The following is a 20,288-nucleotide window of genomic DNA, read 5'->3' as shown; positions in this document are numbered from 1 at the left end:
TACGTATGGCAAATCCATCCCAAAAATGGCTGCTGCGTCTGGCCCCCTGGTTTCTGCCCGTCGGCATTGTGATTGTCTGGCAAATCGCCTCGTCCGTGGGATGGTTGTCGAGCCGTATTCTGCCCTCTCCGGAGGGCGTAGTGGAGGCGTTCTGGTCGCTCAGTTCGAGCGGTGAGCTGTGGCAGCATCTGGCGATCAGCTCCTGGCGTGCGCTAATAGGCTTTTCCATCGGCGGCTCGATTGGCCTGACGCTGGGGCTTATCAGCGGCCTCTCCCGCTGGGGCGAGCGTTTGCTGGATACGTCAATTCAGATGCTGCGTAACGTCCCGCATTTAGCGTTAATCCCGCTGGTAATTCTGTGGTTTGGCATCGACGAGAGCGCCAAGATTTTCCTGGTGGCCCTCGGCACGCTGTTCCCGATTTACATCAACACCTGGCACGGCATTCGTAATATCGACCGTGGGCTGGTGGAGATGGCGCGCAGTTACGGATTGTCCGGCTTTGCGCTGTTTGTCCATGTGATCCTGCCGGGCGCGCTGCCATCGATTATGGTCGGCGTGCGTTTCGCCCTCGGTCTGATGTGGCTGACACTGATTGTGGCGGAGACCATCTCGGCCAACTCCGGGATCGGCTATCTGGCGATGAACGCCCGCGAATTTTTGCAAACCGACGTGGTGGTGGTGGCCATCATTCTTTACGCCCTGCTCGGCAAACTCGCCGACGTCAGTGCCCAGTGGCTTGAGCGAAGCTGGCTGCGCTGGAACCCGGCCTATTCCACGAAGGAGGCAAACGCATGAATACGGCTCGTTTAACTCAGGGGACACCGCTGCTGCTTAACGGTGTCACCAAACGCTACGGCGATAACACTATCCTGAACGCGCTGGATCTGCATGTCCCTGCCGGACAATTTGTTGCGGTTGTCGGGCGCAGCGGCGGGGGCAAAAGCACCCTGCTGCGGCTGCTTGCCGGGCTGGAGGCACCGAACGGCGGAGAATTGCTGGCGGGCAATACGCCGTTGGCGGATATTCAGGACGATACCCGCATGATGTTTCAGGATGCGCGCCTGCTGCCGTGGAAAACGGTTATCGACAACGTGGGGCTGGGGCTGAAAGGTAACTGGCGGGATAACGCACGTCAGGCGCTGCGCGCCGTCGGCCTCGAAAACCGTGCGGACGAGTGGCCTGCTGCCCTCTCCGGGGGCCAAAAACAGCGTGTGGCACTGGCGCGCGCGTTGATCCACCGGCCAGGCCTGCTGCTACTGGACGAACCGCTCGGGGCGCTTGATGCCCTGACGCGCATCGAAATGCAGGATCTGATCGCCTCCCTGTGGCAGGAGCACGGTTTTACCGTACTGCTGGTGACGCATGATGTGAGTGAAGCCGTGGCGATGGCGGATCGGGTGCTGCTAATTGAAGAAGGCAAAATCGGCCTGGATCTGGCGGTGGATATTCCCCGTCCACGGCGGCTCGGTTCTGTAAGACTGGCAGAGCTGGAAGCAGAAGTGCTGGAGAGAGTGATGAAGCGTGGGGCAACTGAAGAGAAGGCCCGCCGTCATGGATAAAGAAGGCGAAGCCTGAAAGGCTCTCATACAAGAAACGGTTAAACCCATAAAAAACGGCAACTTGCGTTGCCGTTTTGTTTTTACTTAACAGTGCTACCTGGCATTAACGTCAGGCCAGCGCCTTCGTAATCTTCTCGAACAAATCGCCCGACAGATTTTCCAGCCCTTTTAACTGCTCAAGGGCAGCACGCATTTTCGCCTGACGCGCTGCGTCGTAGCGTTTCAGGCGGATCAGCGGCTCAATCAGACGCGATGCCACCTGCGGGTTACGGCTGTTAAGCTCAGTCAGCATTTCCACCATAAACTGATAACCGCTGCCGTCTTCCGCATGGAAGGCCGCCGGGTTGCTGCTGGCAAACGCGCCAATCAGGGAACGCACGCGGTTCGGGTTGCTCATGGTGAAAGAGCGGTGTTTGAGCAGATTGCGTACCTTGCTCAGCACATCCGCCGCCGGGCTGGTGGCTTGCAGGATAAACCACTTATCCATCACCAGGCCGTCCTGATGCCACTTATCATCGTACTCTTGCATCAGCGCATCACGGCACGGCAGCTCTGCCGCCACGCTCGCCGCCAGGGCCGCTAAGGCGTCGGTCATGTTATCGGCTTCGTGATACTGCTTACTGACAAGCGTGTTCGCCAGTTCCGTTTCACCAAATGCCAGATAGCGCAGACAGGTGTTACGCAGGGAACGCTTGCCAATATCCGCGTGTTCGACACGGTATTCGTCGAGCTTGTTGGCGTTATAAATGGCCAGGAATTCATCGGCCAGTTCGGTCGCCAGCGTGCGGGTCAGGGCTTCACGCACGGCGGTAATGGCGATGGGATCGATAATCTCAAACAGCTCGGCGATTTCGCTCGCGGACGGCAGCGTCAGGATCTCTGCGGCCAGCGCCGGATCGATTTTCTCATCCAGCAAAATGGCACGGAACGCATCGGCAACGTGAACCGGGAGCGACAGCGGCTGACCCTGTTGGTGACGGTTCACGTTCAACTTGATGTAGGTCGCCAGCAGACTCTGCGCCGCATCCCAGCGGGAGAAATCGTTGCGCGCATGACGCATCAGGAAGGTGAGCTGTTGATCGCTCCACTTATATTCCAGTTTCACCGGTGCGGAGAATTCGCACAGCAGCGCCGGAACCGGCTGGAAGTAGACGTTATCAAAGATAAAGGTCTGTTCTGCCTGGGTCACGTTCAGCACGTGATGCACCGGATGACCGCCCTTCTGCAGCGGGATCACGTTGCCTTCGTTATCGTACAGCTCGATGCTGAACGGAATGTGCAGCGGGTGCTTCTCTTCCTGCTCAGCTGTCGGCGGCGTGCGCTGGCTGATGGTCAGGGTGTACTGCTCGGTTTCCGGATTGTAGTCATCTTTTACGCTGACGATCGGCGTACCGGCCTGGCTGTACCAGCGGCGGAAATGCGACAGGTCAACGTTGGACGCATCTTCCATCGCCTGCACGAAATCGTCGCACGTCGCCGCGCTGCCGTCGTGGCGTTCGAAATAGAGCTGCATCCCTTTCTGGAAGTTCTCTTCGCCGAGCAGGGTGTGGATCATACGAATGATTTCAGAACCTTTCTCATACACCGTCAGGGTGTAGAAGTTGTTCATCTCAATCACTTTGTCAGGACGAATCGGGTGCGCCATTGGGCTGGCGTCTTCGGCAAACTGCAGGCCGCGCATGGTGCGCACATTGCTGATGCGGTTGACGGCGCGTGATCCCAGATCGGAGCTAAACTCCTGATCGCGGAACACGGTCAGGCCCTCTTTCAGGCTCAGCTGGAACCAGTCGCGGCAGGTGACGCGGTTCCCGGTCCAGTTGTGGAAATACTCATGACCAATCACGCGTTCGATATCGAGGTAATCTTTATCGGTGGCGGTGTCGGTACGGGCCAGCACGTATTTGGAGTTAAAGACGTTCAGGCCTTTGTTCTCCATCGCGCCCATATTAAAGAAGTCGACGGCGACGATCATATAGATGTCGAGATCGTACTCAAGGCCGAAACGCTCTTCGTCCCACTTCATAGAGTTAATCAGGGACGTCATCGCCCACGGCGCGCGGTCGAGGTTGCCACGATCGACAAACAGCTCCAGCGCGACGTCACGACCGGAACGGGTTTTGAAGGTATCGCGCAGCACGTCGAAATCACCCGCGACCAGGGCAAACAGATAGCATGGTTTCGGGAACGGATCCTGCCACTGTGTCCAGTGACGGCCATTTTCCAGCTCGCCCTGCCCCACACGGTTACCGTTGGAGAGCAGATACGGATAACGTTTTTTATCGGCAATGATTTTGGTGGTGAAACGCGCCAGAACGTCCGGGCGGTCCAGATACCAGGTAATATGGCGGAAACCTTCGGCTTCGCACTGGGTGCAAAGCGCCACGCCTGACTGATACAGGCCTTCCAGCGCCGTATTGGACGCCGGGCTGATTTCAGTCACGATGCGCAGGGAGAAACGCTCTGGCAGATTGTTGATGACCAGCTGGTTCTCTTCTTCTTTATAGTCAGACCAGGCTTCGTCGTTCACGTGGACTGAGACCAGCGTCAGGTCTTCGCCATCGAGACGCAGCGGAACAGCCGTCGCACTTTGGCGTGTGATCTGGCTTACGGCCGTGACAACGGTTTTGGTGGCATCCAGGTCAAAAGTCAGATCGATATCGCTAATCAGGTATTCCGGCGCACGGTAGTCGTGGCGGTATTTGGCTTGTGGCTGTTGTGTCATAGAAAACCTTATGCATCGTTTGTCGAATAACGAATCCAGTCTATTCCTGTTGTGTAAAACGCGCTACGCAGAATGTTCATCTTTTCAGGCGGAAAAACCATTTTTGCTACATTTGTATAACACGGGGCACGAAATGCCCTCGACCATAACGGCAGCTTATGTTGTGATCGGGGTTCAATAAATCGCTAAACAAGGTATACTCCAGCGGTTTCAATAGTTGTTTATTGTACTAAACGCTCCCGTGAGAGGATGCTACTGCGCACCTATGACTCAATTCGCTTCCCCTGTTCTGCATACACTGCTGGATACCGATGCGTATAAACTGCATATGCAGCAAGCCGTTTTTCACCATTACTATGATGTAGAGGTAGCGGCTGAATTTCGCTGCCGCGGTGATGACCTGCTCGGTATTTACGCTGATACCATCCGTGAACAGGTCGATGCCATGCAGCATCTGACTCTTCAGGACGACGAATACCAGTGGCTCTCTGGTCTCCCCTTCTTCAAAGCCGATTATCTCAACTGGCTGCGCGATTTCCGCTACAACCCCGAACAGGTTACCGTCACCAACAATAATGGCAGGCTGCACATTCGCCTCGCCGGCCCGTGGCGTGAAGTGATCATGTGGGAAGTGCCGCTGCTGGCGGTGATTAGCGAGATTGTGCACCGCTACCGTTCTCCCGAAGCGAGCGTTGAACAGGCGCTGGCGACGCTGGAAAGCAAGCTGGTTGATTTCCACCAGATGACGGAATCGATTGATATGTCTCGTTTCCGACTGATGGATTTCGGCACGCGCCGTCGTTTCTCCCGCGAAGTGCAGCAGGCGATTGTGGAACGTCTACAGCAAGAGCCGTGGTTTGTCGGAACCAGCAACTATGATTTGGCGCGTCGCCGTAATCTAACGCCGATGGGTACACAGGCTCACGAGTGGTTCCAGGCGCATCAGCAGATAAGCCCCGATCTTGCCACCAGCCAGCGTGCGGCGCTCGCCGCATGGCTTGATGAGTATCCCGATCAGCTGGGTATTGCCCTCACCGACTGTATTACCATGGATGCATTCCTGCGCGATTTCGGCCCGGAATTTGCCAATCGCTATCAGGGTCTGCGCCATGACTCCGGGGATCCGGTTGAATGGGGTGAAAAAGCAATTGCCCATTATCAGAAGCTCGGCATCGATCCGCTCACCAAAGTATTGGTCTTCTCCGACAATCTGGATCTGACAAAAGCGGTCGATCTTTACCGCCAGTTCTCCTCCAGGGTTAACCTCAGCTTTGGCATCGGTACCCGCCTGACGTGCGATATCCCGCAGGTAAAACCGCTGAATATCGTTATCAAACTGGTGGAATGTAACGGCAAGCCGGTCGCCAAGCTTTCTGACAGCCCGGGTAAAACCATCTGCCATGATAAAGCGTTCGTGCGCGCACTGCGTAAAGCCTTCGATCTGCCACAGATTAAGAAAGCCAGTTAATCCTCTTCAGGGGGGCTTATTGGCCCCCCGTCCAAATTTTTACTAATTTCTCTCTTTTCTCTGCGAAATCTGCTTGTCTGATGGCGGATGCCAGGTAACATAGATATCCCCCTATAAGGGTGAACAAGTGTCTATTTTTTCCGACTATTAACAGAGAGAATATTATGAGCGTTGTGCCTGTAGCCGACGTACTCCAGGGCCGCGTCGCCGTTGACCAAGAAGTCACCGTGCGCGGATGGGTGCGTACTCGCCGAGATTCTAAAGCTGGCATCTCCTTCCTTGCCGTCTATGACGGTTCCTGCTTTGATCCTGTACAGGCCGTTATTAATAATTCTCTGCCCAATTACAATGACGAAGTTCTGCGCCTGACCACCGGCTGTTCCGTTATCGTGACGGGTGTCGTGGTTGCGTCTCCAGGCCAGGGTCAGAGCTTCGAAATCCAGGCAACGTCTGTTGAAGTGACCGGCTGGGTTGAAGATCCAGACACCTATCCAATGGCGGCAAAACGCCACAGTATCGAATATCTGCGTGAAGTGGCTCACCTGCGCCCGCGTACCAACATGATTGGTGCCGTCGCACGCGTTCGTCACACGCTGGCGCAAGCGCTGCACCGCTTCTTCGACGAGCAGGGTTATTTCTGGGTCTCCACGCCGCTGATCACCGCGTCCGATACCGAAGGTGCGGGCGAAATGTTCCGCGTTTCTACGCTGGATCTGGAAAATCTGCCGCGCACACCAGAAGGCAAAGTGGATTTCGACCAGGACTTCTTCGGTAAAGAGGCGTTCCTGACCGTATCCGGCCAGCTTAACGGCGAAACCTACGCCTGCGCCCTGTCAAAAATCTACACCTTCGGCCCAACCTTCCGTGCTGAAAACTCCAACACCAGCCGCCACCTGGCGGAGTTCTGGATGCTGGAACCGGAAGTGGCGTTTGCCGATCTGAATGACGCGGCGGCTCTGGCAGAAGCGATGCTGAAGTATGTCTTCAAAGCGGTTCTGGAAGAGCGCGCAGACGACATGAAATTCTTCGCAGAGCGTGTCGACAGCGATGCGGTTGCCCGTCTGGAGCGTTTCGTCTCTGCGGACTTCGCGCAGGTCGATTACACCGACGCGGTAGCGATCCTGGAAAAATGCGGTGAGAAATTCGAGAACCCGGTTTACTGGGGCGTGGATTTATCTTCTGAACACGAACGTTACCTGGCTGAGAAACACTTCAAAGCACCGGTGGTCGTGAAAAACTATCCGAAAGACATTAAGGCCTTTTACATGCGCCTTAACGAAGACGGTAAGACCGTTGCGGCGATGGATGTGCTGGCGCCGGGCATCGGTGAAATCATCGGTGGCTCTCAGCGTGAAGAGCGTCTGGACGTACTGGACGCGCGTATGGAAGAGATGGGTCTTAATCCAGCGGATTACAGCTGGTATCGCGACCTGCGCCGTTACGGCACCGTGCCACACTCAGGCTTCGGTCTGGGCTTTGAACGTCTGATTGCATACGTCACCGGCGTTCAGAACGTGCGTGACGTGATTCCATTCCCACGTACTCCGCGTAACGCCAGTTTCTAATCCTCATAATTAATAACGGCCAGCAACTGCTGGCCGTTATTTTATTCTGTACTGTCAGTTTATGTCAGTTGAAAGTCAGTATCTTCAAAGTGCAACCCCGCCAAATATTCCACCTGTTACGTTTTATTTCCATGAAATATCTACGAACAAAAAATAAACCACATTCTTATTGCGCCTTATTACCTTTGCGTGCTTTAGCACAAAAAATACCCACTTACACAGCCCTCTGGATGGCTAATGTATACAATAAGAAAAAGTGCATTGTTTAACTTCTGTTGATACGAAAAGCCTTTATCAAAATTAAATATAAGCAATTCATATATATAGGAATGGGTTAGTGTTTTTATTCAGCAATCAGTTCCGAAATTTGAGGTGCTTCACAAAGTTCCGAATAATACACACTTGGTTACACATAATTTCTTTTTGTTACTCAATCTTTATCTTTGTAGCACTTTCAGGCTAGCGAAACGGTTATATGAATGGAAAGATGCCTGTCAGATACATAAAGACACCAAACTCTCATCAATAGTTCCGGAAATATTTATTGACAGAATTTATTGTGGGCAGTGGCGAGTGTCATAAAAAAACCAATGAGGGTAATAAATAATGATGAAGCGCAATATCCTGGCAGTGGTTATCCCTGCCCTGCTGGTAGCCGGTGCAGCAAACGCTGCAGAAATCTATAACAAAAACGGCAACAAACTGGACTTCTACGGTAAGGCTGTAGGTGAACACCAGTGGACTACCAACGGTGACTCTAACAACAATGACACCACCTATGCCCGTATCGGCTTCAAAGGTGAAACCCAGGTTAATGACCAGCTGACCGGTTACGGTCAGTGGGAATACAACATGGATGCTTCCGCACAGGAAGGCGCTCAGGGTACTAAAACCCGTCTGGCATTCGCTGGTCTGAAAGGCGGCGACTACGGTTCATTCGATTACGGCCGTAACTACGGTGCGTTCTACGATGCACTGGCATCTACCGATATGTTCGTTATCTGGGGTGGCGACTCCCTGGCAGCAACAGACAACTTCATGACTGGCCGTAGCACCGGTCTGGCAACTTACCGTAACTCCAACTTCTTCGGTCTGGTTGACGGTCTGAACCTGGGTCTGCAATACCAGGGTAAAAACGAATCTGGTCACACCCCAGCTCGTCAGAACGGCGACGGCGGCAGCTACTCTCTGGGTTATGACTTCGCTGAAGGCTTCAACGTAACTGCAGCGTACACCAACTCTGACCGCTCTTCTGATCAGTCTGCTGACGGCAAAGGTAAACGCGCTGAAGGTTGGGCAACTTCTGTTAAATACGATGCGAACAACCTGTACGCATCTGTTATGTACGGCGAATCCCGTAACATGACCCGCGAAAACGACGACGAATTCGCAAACAAAACTCAGAACATTGAAGCAGTAGTACAGTATCAGTTCGACTTCGGCCTGCGTCCATCCCTGGGCTACGTACAGTCTAAAGGTAAAAACCTGAGCGACCGTAACGGCTTCGCTGGTGGCGACGCTGACCTGGTTAAATATATTGAGCTGGGTACCTGGTACTACTTCAACAAGAACATGAACGTATACGCGGCTTACCGCTTCAACCTGCTGGACGATAACAGCTACACCCGTGCGGTGAGTCTGTCTACCGACGACCAGGCTGGTGTTGGTATCGTTTACCAGTTCTAATAAGCAGCCCTCTCTGCTAAATGCCTTAAAAACAGGACTTCGGTCCTGTTTTTTTTATGGCTGAAAGTAAAAAGTAGCGACTTTTGAAAAGGCGCACGCTTTTCGTCGCAAACGGTTGGCATTTTGTAAATCTACCGTTAACCTGATAGCGGATTTCACTTCTGTAATCACAATGGAACCTCGTCATGTTTGAGAACATTACCGCCGCCCCTGCCGACCCTATTCTGGGCCTGGCCGATCTGTTTCGTGCCGATGACCGCCCTGGAAAAATCAACCTGGGTATTGGTGTCTATAAAGATGAAACCGGCAAGACTCCGGTCCTGACCAGCGTTAAAAAAGCTGAGCAGTATCTGCTGGAAAACGAAAACACCAAAAACTACCTCGGTATCGACGGTATCCCGGAATTTGGTCGCTGCACTCAGGAGCTGCTGTTTGGAAAAGGCAGCACGATTGTTAGCGATAAGCGTGCCCGCACAGCCCAGACGCCAGGCGGTACCGGCGCATTACGCGTCGCGGCGGATTTCCTCGCGAAAAACACCGCTGTGAAGCGCGTTTGGGTGAGCAACCCAAGCTGGCCGAACCACAAGAGCGTGTTTAACTCTGCGGGGCTGGAAGTGCGTGAATATGCATATTATGACGCGGCAAACCATACGCTCGACTTTGACGGCCTGCTCTCCAGCCTGAACGAAGCACAGGCGGGTGACGTGGTGCTGTTCCATGGCTGCTGCCACAACCCAACCGGTATCGATCCGACGCTGGAACAGTGGGAACAGCTGGCAAAACTGTCTGTAGAAAAGGGCTGGCTGCCGCTCTTCGACTTCGCCTACCAGGGCTTTGCTCGCGGTCTGGAAGAAGATGCAGAGGGCCTGCGCGCCTTTGCTGCTGTTCATCAGGAACTGATCGTCGCCAGCTCCTATTCCAAGAACTTTGGTCTGTACAATGAGCGTGTAGGCGCCTGTACGCTGGTGGCTGCCGATGAGCAAACCGTTGATCGTGCGTTCAGCCAGATGAAATCGGTGATTCGTGCTAACTACTCCAACCCACCGGCACACGGTGCGTCTGTCGTAGCGACCATCCTCAGCAATGACGCCCTGCGCGCCATCTGGGAGCAAGAGCTGAACGACATGCGTCAACGCATCCAGCGCATGCGTCTGCTGTTTGTGAACACGCTGGCAGAAAAAGGGGCGGATCGTGACTTCAGCTTCATCATCAAACAGAACGGTATGTTCTCGTTTAGCGGCCTGACCAAAGAACAGGTTCTGCGTCTGCGCGAAGAGTTTGGTGTGTATGCTGTCGCTTCTGGACGTGTGAACGTCGCGGGAATGACGCCAGACAACATGGCACCGCTGTGCGAAGCGATTGTCGCTGTACTGTAAAATCGGTACTTGTAGTGACAAAAAAGCCTGCTTATAGCAGGCTTTTTTAATGGGGTTTACCAGACAGGCATTTCATCCTGCAGGAACGGGTTGTGCACCCGCTCATATCCTAGCGTCGACAGTGGGCCATGGCCTGGAATAAACGTCACATCATCACCTAACGGCAATAACTTCTGTTTAATCGACTGAATCAACTGACCGTGGTCGCCGCGCGGGAAGTCGCTACGTCCTACGCCGCCTTTGAAAATCACGTCACCCGAGACGAGCAAACGCGATTGATCGTCAAAGAAGACGATGTGCCCCGGCGTATGGCCCGGGCAATGCAACACCTGTAGCGTCACGTTTCCGACGTTAACGCTCTCGCCTTCATTCAGCCAGCGATCGGGCGTCAGAGGCTGACACTCATCGAGACCAAACATACGGCTTTGGGCAGGCAAGCCCTGCAGCCAGAACTCATCTTCTTTTTCCGGTCCAATGACTGGCACACCGTAATGTTGTGCCAGCTCTGCCGCAGCCCCCACATGGTCGAGGTGACCATGGGTCAGCAAAATCTGCATCAGCGTCACGCCGGACGCGTCGACTTCCTGCTTGATCTTCTCAGCATCTCCGCCGGGATCGACAAGCGCGGCCAGTTTGGTTTGTTCACACCAGATTAATGAACAGTTCTGGGCGAACGCAGTCACCGGAATAATACGATAGTTCATACTGCTCCTTCATTATTACCAGTGCCGTGTTGGCCCGGTATCAATATGCACAAAGTTGCTACGTGGATAATATCCTACACCACCTGCGCGCATAGATAACGCAGCTTTGCGAATATTGGCTAATGAAACGCCTTCAATATGAAAGTCCATCGCCTGTCCTTTAGTGTGATAGCTTTTTTTGGCTACCCCACGGCTATGGGCGCGCAGTTCGTTATTGGTATCAATAGAGCGATAACCGGAAACGAGTTGCACCGGCTTGCGGGTTCCGAGCAGGCCCTGGAGGCGGAAAAGCTGATCAAATAATCCTGGGTCGATGGCTTTTATTTTATTCGCGCGGTAATCACGGAAAAAATGGTTGAGTCTTGCTAATTCATCCTGAATATAGCCTCTGCCATCGAAAAACTCCGCTTTTAACGTCTCACCCGTGTGAAGATTGTTGAGCGTTAAAATACGCGGACGTGGTGTCGAGAGGGTGGCAAATGCTGGCGTCGGTAAGATGGCCGCTGCGCCCAGCGCAACACCACCTAACGCCAGCAGCTTGCGGCGATTAGCGTCAAATTTGTCCATGATAATCAGGTCTACAGGTCAATGTTATCGTAAATATGCTTAGCGCACGAAGGGCACCATAACCGCCAGAACAGCCAACGTCAAGGCACCCAACCCCAGTAGATACGGGGCTTACAGCGATATAGCCCCTTCTCTACCATAACTTACGACAATCATTTTTCCCGAACTACTTCATTTACCTGATTAATTGTTCGGCTTTTGGCAAAATTTGTGCGCCAGATCGCGCGGTGAGATCGTAATTGTAAATATCTGTACGATATTGGGTACGTCCATCAGCACCAACAAACGCCGTCAGATAGTAAAGATTGACCGGAATGTTTTGTCGAATATTCACGTAGCGCGTATTCCCTTCTTTCAGCGCATCAGATATCCGCGTGTTGTTCCAGCCTGCATCACCCAACAGCATATTCGCCAGTTCGGAGGCTTTATTGACGCGAACACAGCCGGAACTGAGCGCGCGCGTATCTTTCTGGAACAGGTTGTGGTTGGGCGTGTCGTGCAGATAGATTGCATCGGAACTTGGCATATTAAATTTATAGCGGCCAAGCGAGTTACGCTCACCCGGAGCCTGCTGGAAACGGAATGGCAGATTTGACGCCGTAATCGTCGACCAGTCGACCTGATATGGGTCAATCGCCTGATTGCTGTTCCAGCCGCGCATCACCGTATAACCGTGGCGTTCGAGATAACCCGGGTCATTCCACAACTTCGGTAGAATATCTTTGCGCGCAAGCGTCGGTGGGACGTTCCACGGCGGATTCACCACCACGTTGTTTAGCGCGCTGCTCATCATCGGCGTTTTACGATCCGGTCGTCCGACAATGACTCTGGAGGCCAGCACTTCACTGCCATTCTGATAATAAACCAGCGAATAGGCCGGTATGTTCACCATAATTCCGGTGGAAAGGGTTCCTGGAAGCAGGCGTAAACGCTGAATATTCAGGGCCAGCACGCCTGCGCGCTGCGCCGGTGAGACGTTCAGCCAGTCGCGCGTTGACTGTCCAATGACCCCGTCAGCCCCCAGGCCTTGAGCCGTCTGGAACGCTTTTACTGCAGCAACCAGTTCGCGGTCATAGGCAGCAGGTTTATCGGCCGGAGTGGCAGATTTTTTCTTCTGTACAGGCGCTGATGGGCTGACCACCACGCTTTGCGGATCATCCCCCGGCAGCGCAATTTTCGGCCCTGCATCGGCCTCACCAGAGCGGCGAAGAATTTCGCGCAGCGCAGGAACATCACTGCTCCACTGTCCTGGACGCAGCGTAGAGGTGCCACGCAGCTGCGGCCACGGGCGCGTATCCGCCACCAGTTGCAGCAACGACTGATGCATGGTGGCATATTGCGGATGGGCCGGTGCCAGACTGGCGATAAAGCGCAGAAGCGTGCCCTTATCCAGCGACACTTGCCACTGGTTGATCACAGAGAGTGCGGGTGTCGCCAGCTTGTAGGGTTTTTCGCTGTAAAGCCAGCGATTGCCATTGACCGGAATACCCGCCACAAACTGCAAATAGCCCATCATGGCATCGGAAAGGACCACGTCGCGAGCCATCCCCGTCACCGTCGGGTCAGTCAAAAGCTCAACCCACGCGGTAAACTGCGGCTGGAAACCGGCGATAGCCACTTCTGCCAGCTGCTGCTGGAAAGCACGCACCGCATCGCGATCGTCCCACATCGGTTTCATCTCGCGCGCGGCATACAGTAAGGTCAGCTGATTAAGATAGGCGGGCGTGTAGCCGGACGGCAGTCCAGATTGCAGCTGCTGACGCACGGCTTGCGTATCCACATCCGCAGGCAGCGTTTTGATACCTGCCATAATGGCGGTCGCGGAAGATTGTTCCAGTGGTTGCAGCAGCGAAGTGGGCTGTGCGCCCATCGTCGCCGAACTGTCGACAGGAACCACTTCAGGCTCATCAGCCTGGGCATTAAACAGTGGAGCGAATATTAACGTCAGACACACACTGAGTGCGGACAGCTGACGACCATGAATTTTCTTTAGCAACATCCCTTGCCCCCTGTTTGCTTTACGACCTGCCCACAACACCGGGGCTTTTCTTCAGTATAGAAAGGCATAGACGCTACTGCCTTGCCTTATGTAAAGAAGTTTAAAGATAACGCAGCCCTGAGCGCAAGTTAAGCAAATAAAAAGGGCAGCACCTGTGTGCCGCCCTTTTTATCAAAACGCGTTAAGACGCGTCAGCCGTACCCGGTAACGACTCCGGCGGCTGCGGCGCGAAACCGCGCAGCCCCACGACGTGAACATGTTCGGTATTATTAAACACTTTACGCACCAGTTTGTACGTGGTGCCTTTTTCCGGACTGATGTTCTCAGGTGCCGCAATAATCAGCTGCATATCCAGACGGTCGCACAGCTCAAACAGCGTTGCGATTGAACGGGCATCCAGACGCGCGGCCTCATCGAGGAACAGCAGGCGACACGGCGAGATATCCTTGCCACGCAGGCGGCGCGCTTCATCTTCCCAACTCTGCACGACCATCACCAGAATCGACATCCCGGTACCGATCGCTTCGCCGGTAGAAAGTGCGCCGGATTCTGCACGCAGCCAGCCGTCAGAACCACGGTTAACCTCAACTTCCATTTCCAGATAGTTACGGTAATCCAGCAGCTCTTCACCAATGGTTTGCGGCGTACGCTGGCCCATATCAATCTGCGGATTCAGGCGCTGATACAGTTTCGCCAGCGCTTCGGAGAAGCTGAGACGGTTGCTGTTAAACAGATCCTGATGCTGCTCGTGCTGCTCAGAGAGCACATCCAGCAGCGTGGCGTGCGCTTCACGGACGTTAACGTTCAGACGAACGCTGTTCACCTGGCCGAACGACACGCTCTGCAGACCCTGGTTGAGCATCCGGATACGGTTCTGCTCGCGCTGGATCGTTTTGCGAATAATGTTCGCCACGCTGCGAGAGCTGATGGCCAGCTTCTGTTCGCGGGAGGTCAGCTCTTCTGTCAGGCGACCCAGTTCGATCTCCATCTGTTCGATCGCTTCGACCGGATCGTCCGTGCGAATGATGTCCTGGCGAATACGTTCACGCAGGTGTTGATAAACCGCCACGAAGAACTGAATTTTGCGCTCAGGACGTTTTGGATCTTCAGACATACGCAACACATCGCGCAGATGTTCGTTGTCCGCCACCGCAAGACGCAGAGCACCCAACGCTTTATCCGACATTGAACGCAGCTCATCGCCAGAGAGATAGGCCAGCTCGCGACGGTGCAGACGACGCTCGACGCCATTGTCTTTCACCATGCGCATCACCGCACACCAGCCCGCCTTGGCGGTCACGACCTGCTCGCGCATCTCGTGGTAATCGCGTTCCAGCTTACGCAGGCGACGGGTCAGGTTATCCATCTCCGCTTCGCACAGTGTCAGGGCCTTTTCAAGCTGGTGACGGCGTGAACGGTTGTTGCTCAGCTGGCTGTGCAACTCATCGCGGCGAATGCGCGCACGCTCTTCCGCCCCGCTATCCGCGCGAACGCCGATATCCTGCAACTCTTTATGCAGATCGGTGAGCAGCTCTTTCTTGGTGTCGAAGGAGCTTTTCAGCGATGCCAGCACCTGATTGTACTGACTCAGCTGTGCGGCATGGCTGCGCAGCGCATCGCGGCTGCGGCTACGTTCTGCTTCTGCCTGCTCCAGACGCTGGCGCAGTTTTTCGTTCAAATCACTGTTGCCACTCAGCATTTCTGCCGAGTCGCTATAACCAAAGTGCGCGCGACGCTGCACCACTTCGGTCAGTGCAAACGCCTGCTGGCGCGCATCACGCTGCACCTGCTGGGAGTACGCATAATCTTCTTTCAGCTGTTCATACTGTTCCGGATCGCTTTGCAGAACCGACAGCACAGGCTCCAGTTTCGCGAGCTGATTGCCGTGCTGCTGGACAAAGCGCGCGGCTTCCTGAGCTTCATCCAGGCGTTCCTGAATTTCATCCACGCGATCGGCGAGGGTTTCGTCACCCAGCAGATTCAGACGCGGCAGGATACGGTTCAGGGCGGCAACGCCCTCTTTCGCCTGTTCAAACTGTACGCGGCTCTGCTGATTATCATTTTCATGATTGCTCAGCGCGCGCTCAAGTTCGCCGCGACGGGTATTGAGTTTGCGAATCTCAGCTTCTGGATCCGGCTCAAAGGCAACCGCAACGTGGCTGCCGATAAAGCGGCTGAAGGCCTGGTGCAAACGCTGGGTTTTCTGCACGTCAAACGACAGGGTCGCGAAGCGTTCAGAGAGGGTTTCACGTTCGGCATGCAGGTTTTCGATGCGGTTTTCACGCGCGGCGCGGCCAAAGATCGGCAGCGTCGGGAAGCGAGAATAACGCCACTGGCGATCGGCAACTTTCACGACCACCGCTTTTTCCAGCTCATCGACGCTGAACACGCTGTCATCGAAGGACTGCGGATCCCCTTCAATCAAATAGAGATCTTCCGGACACTCTTCCAGCCCTTCCAGCTGATCGGCAATCAGCGATAAATCCGGCACGACGATCGCATGACGGGACGGGCCATACAGCGCAGAGTAATACGGCGCATCTTCAAGGCTGACGTCATCGTAAATTTCGGACAGCAGCACACCACCAAAACGTTCCGCCAGCGCATTAAGACGCGAATCTTCCGCGCCGCCTGGCTGACTTAAACGTTCAATCTCTTCATCGACGGCATTTTTACGCGCACCGATTTCGTCACGCTCAACAATGGCTTCGCGCTCGCGCTCAAGCAGCTGTTGCAGGTATTCGGTTACTTCTGAGCTAGACTCGAACTCTTCGCCACACTGCTCGCTCAGCTGGTTCAGGCTGCTTTGCGCGGCCAGCCAGACTGGTGCACGTCGCAGCAGCGTCTGAGTGCGCGACTGCAGCTGTTCCAGCTCCTGGCGCAGAACCATGCGCTGCTCGCTGGCGCTGGAGACGCTGTCAGACAGAGACGCGATACGCGCTTCCAGTTCCTGATGCAGCGTTTCCAGATCGTCGATATCGACATGCTTACCCTGGCGTTTGCAGAATTCGGCCAGCAGGCGTTCCGCCTCTTGCTGTTCGCGCAGACGCTGTTCCAGCTCGTTCAGACGCATACGCAGCGGCTGAACCTGCTCCGCCAGATGGCGCTGATTGACGCCATCGCGCAGCAAGTCGCGCGCCACTTCCCAGGCATCACTGCGTGCCAGCGGGCCGTTGATCGCCGCAACCAGCTGATATGCCTGTTCGAACTGACTGTGCGCGGCCTGCGCCACGCTCATTTTCTGATCGAGGGAGAGCAATTTCTCCGTCGCTTCCTGTTCTTTTGCCTGGAAGGTCTCCAGCCACTCGTCGGCACTATCCGGCGTCAAATCCGGAAGGTGGCACAGCTCTTTCGCGCGTTGCAGCGCCTGTAATGCCTGGGTGTACTGGATGGCGCGGGTTTGCTGAACATCGAGAGCCTGCTGGTAGTCGGCCAGCTGGTTTTTCAGCTCATCCACTTCCAGCTCGGCGGCCTCGGCGCGCGCCTCTTTCTCTTCCTGCATATCGGCGGCTTCTGCCACCACTTCGTTTTGCTCTTCGAGACGGATCTGCAGCTCATCGAGATCGGCTTCATAGCGCTCGATTTTCTCCTGCTGACGCAGGGCAGTTTGCACCAGATTCAGATGATCGCTGGCCGCCTGATAATCGGCTTCCAGATCGCCTTCGGCACCGTTGTGTTCGCCCAGCTCGCGGGCCATCTCAACGTGTTTGTACTGCTCAGCCACCAGCTGCTTGCGAGAGGTAAACAGCTCGCGGCGGTACTCCAGCGCTTTATCCAGATGAATGCGACGCTCGTTGGCGTGACGCATGTAGTCCGCCGCCACGTAGTTGGTCGCTTCGCTGATCAGATGTTTGAACAGGTCGCGGTCAGACTGGGTAACGCGAATCGCTTCCAGTGTCATGCGGTTTTCACGCAGCGCCGCTTCCATGTCCTGGAAGGCTTTACGCACGCCGCTGTTTTCCGGCAACAGGTAGTCGCGCAGGGAGCGGGTGATGGCGCTGGAAATCCCGCCGTACAGGGAGGCTTCAATCAGGCGATAGTATTTGCTGCGGTCCGACGCGGTGCGCAGACGACGCGCGACAACGCCCAGATCGAACATTAGCGAGTGATAATCAGTGATCGAGTTGAACTGTTTAAACTGGACGCCTTCAATTGCTTCGAGCTTTTCTTTAAGTTCATTCAGCGGCAGCACGCGCGCCTGACGATCGTTAAGGGTTTCCGTCAGCAGCGACGTCGGTTGAACCGACGTTGGCAGCCCCTGGATGGCGAAAGGTTTGATGTCGACTTTACGGTCGCGGCCCGCAATTTGTTGCAGGCGCACACCGACCACCACACGCTGGTGGCGGGAGTTGATCACATCCAGCACCGAATAACAGACGCCCGCCTTCAGCTTACCGTGCAGACCTTTATCGCGAGACCCGCTCGTCGCGCCCGCTTCGGTGGTATTACGGAAGTGCAGCAGCGTCAAATCAGGGATCAGCGCCGTGACGAACGCCGCCATGGTGGTGGATTTACCCGCCCCGTTACCGCCGGAGAGCGTGGTGACCAGCTCATCCAGATCGAAGGTTCGGGCGAAGAAACCGTTCCAGTTAACCAGCGTTAGCGAACGAAATTTACCGCGTTCAATCATTACTCTTCCTCCCCGCTATCCGGCTGACTCTCTTCATTCTCATCATTGAGCTGCAAATTATTTTCGATTGGCATGGCTTCACCGTCGCGGATCATGCGCAGCTGCGCTTCACGCGGGTCGTCGCCAGTACGCACATCAGCGCCAAAGCGGAACACGGATTCGGTAATGCGGAATTTGCTGCTGTCGTGGCCCATAAACCAGACCATCCCCAGACGGCGCAGGCGGTTCAGGGAAGAGCGCACTTTTTCCTGTAACTTCTGGCGGTCAAGATCCGACCCGGTGGAGCGGTTGTTCACAAGCTTGAGCAGCTTGCCTTCGTCTGCGAGGCTCATCAGCTCGTCATACAGCTCTTGCTGGGTGAAGATGCCTTCGTTGGCCAGACGTTCCGGGCTGAGGTAGAGATAGCAAAGAATTTTGCCCACCATCATGTCCAGCTCAGACAGCACAGAGCGTGGGATCAGCGTCGTGGAGCGCGGGCGCAGGTAGAAAAAGCCTTCTGGCGCGCGGATCAACTCGACGTTGTAACGGGCATAAAACTCTTCCAGATACTCCTGGAAGTCCATCAGAAAAGCGTGATTATCCAGCTCGTCAAGACCAATGTGACGACCGGCACGCAGCTGGCTGTCCAGCGCCGGAAATAACGGATTTGCCAGCGCCTGGGCCAGTTTAACTGGCATCACTTGTTCAATATTTGTCAATGACATGCGCCTGTACCTTGGCTCCGTAATCGTTAATCGGCTGCCACTTCGGCGGCAGTCCGGTGAAATCTGCTTGCGCGACGCCCAGGCGAACGGCCTGGTCGACGACGATGCGGGCGATATCAAAATGGCGCGCACGCGGGTATTGCACCAGATAGTCGCGCACCACGAGGCCGAGATCCAGCGGCACTTGTCTGGTTTTGTAGACGGCCAGCTGTTCTTCGATCATCGCGGCAAGTTGCTCACGAATTTCGTTGAATTCTTCAAACTCCAGATCCGGCGGCAGTTCGCCGGTGACCTCTTCGTCACGCAGCGCCATCTCTTCGTCGCGCATATCCAGCAGACGATCGGCGTTGGCGTAGGTCAGCGCCCATGGCGCATCAAAATAGCTTTGTACCGACTGACGCAGACGCTGGGCGAACACGCGGTTCTTGTCCATGTCGATGGCGGTACGGATGAATTTATGCACGTGGCGGTCATAGCCGATCCACAGATCGATCGACTGCTGGCCCCAGCTGATAATACGGTCGAGTTTGCTTTGCAAATCGAAGACCAGGCGATCGACAAAATGCAGATCGTCATGCGCCAGCGTCGCATCCTGGATGCGTAGCAGATTCGCCTGGAGTTTATCCCCTGCGGCTTCCAGCGTGTCCTGCAGTTCACGCAGGGTCCCGGACGTTTCAGACAACAGCAGCTCACAGCTGGAGATCGCCGCACGCCAGTCTTTATTCAGCAGCTGTGCGATATCATCTTTCACCTGCTGCTGCTGCTCGTCCATCAACCGCTGGGTGAGATCGATACTGTCGAAAATTTCGGCCACCGAGTATTTCAGCGGCGCGTAGACATTTCGATGCCAGTGGAATTCATCCCCATTTTCGTCCGCAGCATCCGCCGCCCGTTTAAGCTCGCCCGCCACGATCGACAGCTGCATGGAGAGGCGCAGCGTAGAGAATTCGCGCTGACGGATGTAATAGTCCGTAATGCCGATACCCAGCGGTGTCAGACGATAGATGGCGTTTCCTTCCGCCTGCTCGCTTGTAAAGCGGTTCAGCAGACGTTGACGCACCATCTCGTTGATCGCGTTGTTGGCACGCACGCTAATGGTTTCGCTGGTTTGCTCAAACGCATCACTGACATGGCGGAACGCGTCCACCAGTTCACCCTCGCTCATTTCTCCATCCAGGCGTTCGCCGTTAAGCGTAGCGACCGCCAGCAGGAAAGAGAGCCTGTCTACCGGCAGCGAGATGGAGAAATCGTTTTTCCTGGCCCAGGCAACCAGTTCGGGGACTGTCTGGGAAAATTCACTCATAAA

General features: G+C 54.9%; 13 protein-coding genes. 6 read left to right on the top strand and 7 right to left on the bottom strand.

Going from position 1 to position 20,288, the window contains the following annotated elements:
• Positions 1–5: 5 nt before the first annotated feature.
• Together ssuC and ssuB are read left to right on the top strand one after the other, a co-directional pair.
• Positions 6–797, top strand: a complete 792-nt coding sequence (ssuC, locus tag ACB496_RS07475; RefSeq protein WP_100780699.1) for an aliphatic sulfonate ABC transporter permease SsuC — start codon at positions 6–8, stop codon at positions 795–797.
• Positions 794–1,561, top strand: a complete 768-nt coding sequence (gene ssuB, locus ACB496_RS07470; RefSeq protein WP_100780700.1) for an aliphatic sulfonates ABC transporter ATP-binding protein — start codon at positions 794–796, stop codon at positions 1,559–1,561. Before ssuC ends, ssuB begins: the two co-directional genes overlap by 4 nt.
• 109 nt (positions 1,562–1,670) lie before the next feature.
• Here the strand turns inward: ssuB and pepN are convergent, their stop codons facing one another.
• Positions 1,671–4,283, bottom strand: coding sequence for an aminopeptidase N (pepN, locus tag ACB496_RS07465; protein ID WP_371974856.1), 2,613 nt, complete (start codon positions 4,281–4,283; stop codon positions 1,671–1,673).
• 265 nt (positions 4,284–4,548) lie between these two features.
• Here pepN and pncB point away from each other — a divergent pair, with 265 nt between their 5' ends.
• The 4 genes from pncB to ACB496_RS07445 all read left to right on the top strand — a co-directional run bounded on the left by pncB (position 4,549) and on the right by ACB496_RS07445 (position 10,378).
• Positions 4,549–5,751: a nicotinate phosphoribosyltransferase gene (pncB, locus tag ACB496_RS07460; protein WP_102105764.1), complete on the top strand. Its 1,203-nt coding sequence runs from the start codon at positions 4,549–4,551 to the stop codon at positions 5,749–5,751.
• 164 nt (positions 5,752–5,915) lie between these two features.
• Positions 5,916–7,316, top strand: a complete 1,401-nt coding sequence (asnS, locus tag ACB496_RS07455; protein WP_100776978.1) for an asparagine--tRNA ligase — start codon at positions 5,916–5,918, stop codon at positions 7,314–7,316.
• Between the two features lie 606 nt (positions 7,317–7,922).
• Entirely contained in the window at positions 7,923–9,002 is a 1,080-nt protein-coding gene (locus tag ACB496_RS07450; RefSeq protein ID WP_100776981.1) for a porin, read from the top strand.
• Between the two features lie 185 nt (positions 9,003–9,187).
• On the top strand, positions 9,188–10,378 hold the full coding sequence (locus ACB496_RS07445; RefSeq protein WP_100776982.1) for an amino acid aminotransferase: 1,191 nt from the start codon (positions 9,188–9,190) through the stop codon (positions 10,376–10,378).
• 56 nt (positions 10,379–10,434) lie between these two features.
• Here the strand turns inward: ACB496_RS07445 and ACB496_RS07440 are convergent, their stop codons facing one another.
• The 6 genes from ACB496_RS07440 to mukF all read right to left on the bottom strand — a co-directional run bounded on the left by ACB496_RS07440 (position 10,435) and on the right by mukF (position 20,285).
• Positions 10,435–11,082 (bottom strand): MBL fold metallo-hydrolase, encoded by a 648-nt coding sequence (locus ACB496_RS07440; protein WP_100776983.1) that lies wholly within the window; start codon positions 11,080–11,082, stop codon positions 10,435–10,437.
• Positions 11,083–11,097: 15 nt separating this feature from the next.
• Positions 11,098–11,649, bottom strand: a complete 552-nt coding sequence (locus ACB496_RS07435; RefSeq protein WP_181827572.1) for a YcbK family protein — start codon at positions 11,647–11,649, stop codon at positions 11,098–11,100.
• A gap of 175 nt (positions 11,650–11,824) precedes the next feature.
• On the bottom strand, positions 11,825–13,648 hold the full coding sequence (gene ldtD / locus ACB496_RS07430) for a L,D-transpeptidase (protein WP_194513614.1): 1,824 nt from the start codon (positions 13,646–13,648) through the stop codon (positions 11,825–11,827).
• A gap of 181 nt (positions 13,649–13,829) precedes the next feature.
• A complete protein-coding gene (gene mukB / locus ACB496_RS07425; protein WP_100776986.1) occupies positions 13,830–18,278 on the bottom strand; it encodes a chromosome partition protein MukB in 4,449 nt (1,482 codons plus the stop codon).
• Positions 18,278–18,982 carry a chromosome partition protein MukE gene (gene mukE, locus ACB496_RS07420; RefSeq protein ID WP_102105760.1) on the bottom strand — a complete coding sequence of 235 codons (705 nt, stop codon included), beginning with the start codon at positions 18,980–18,982 and terminating at the stop codon, positions 18,278–18,280. Before mukE ends, mukB begins: the two co-directional genes overlap by 1 nt.
• On the bottom strand, positions 18,963–20,285 hold the full coding sequence (mukF, locus tag ACB496_RS07415; RefSeq protein ID WP_100776988.1) for a chromosome partition protein MukF: 1,323 nt from the start codon (positions 20,283–20,285) through the stop codon (positions 18,963–18,965). Before mukF ends, mukE begins: the two co-directional genes overlap by 20 nt.
• Positions 20,286–20,288: the final 3 nt, after the last annotated feature.

The sequence above is a fragment of the Lelliottia nimipressuralis genome (assembly GCF_041464075.1).
GTDB classification, from domain to species: domain Bacteria; phylum Pseudomonadota; class Gammaproteobacteria; order Enterobacterales; family Enterobacteriaceae; genus Enterobacter; species Enterobacter nimipressuralis.
This window is presented reverse-complemented; position numbering and strand designations above follow the sequence as displayed.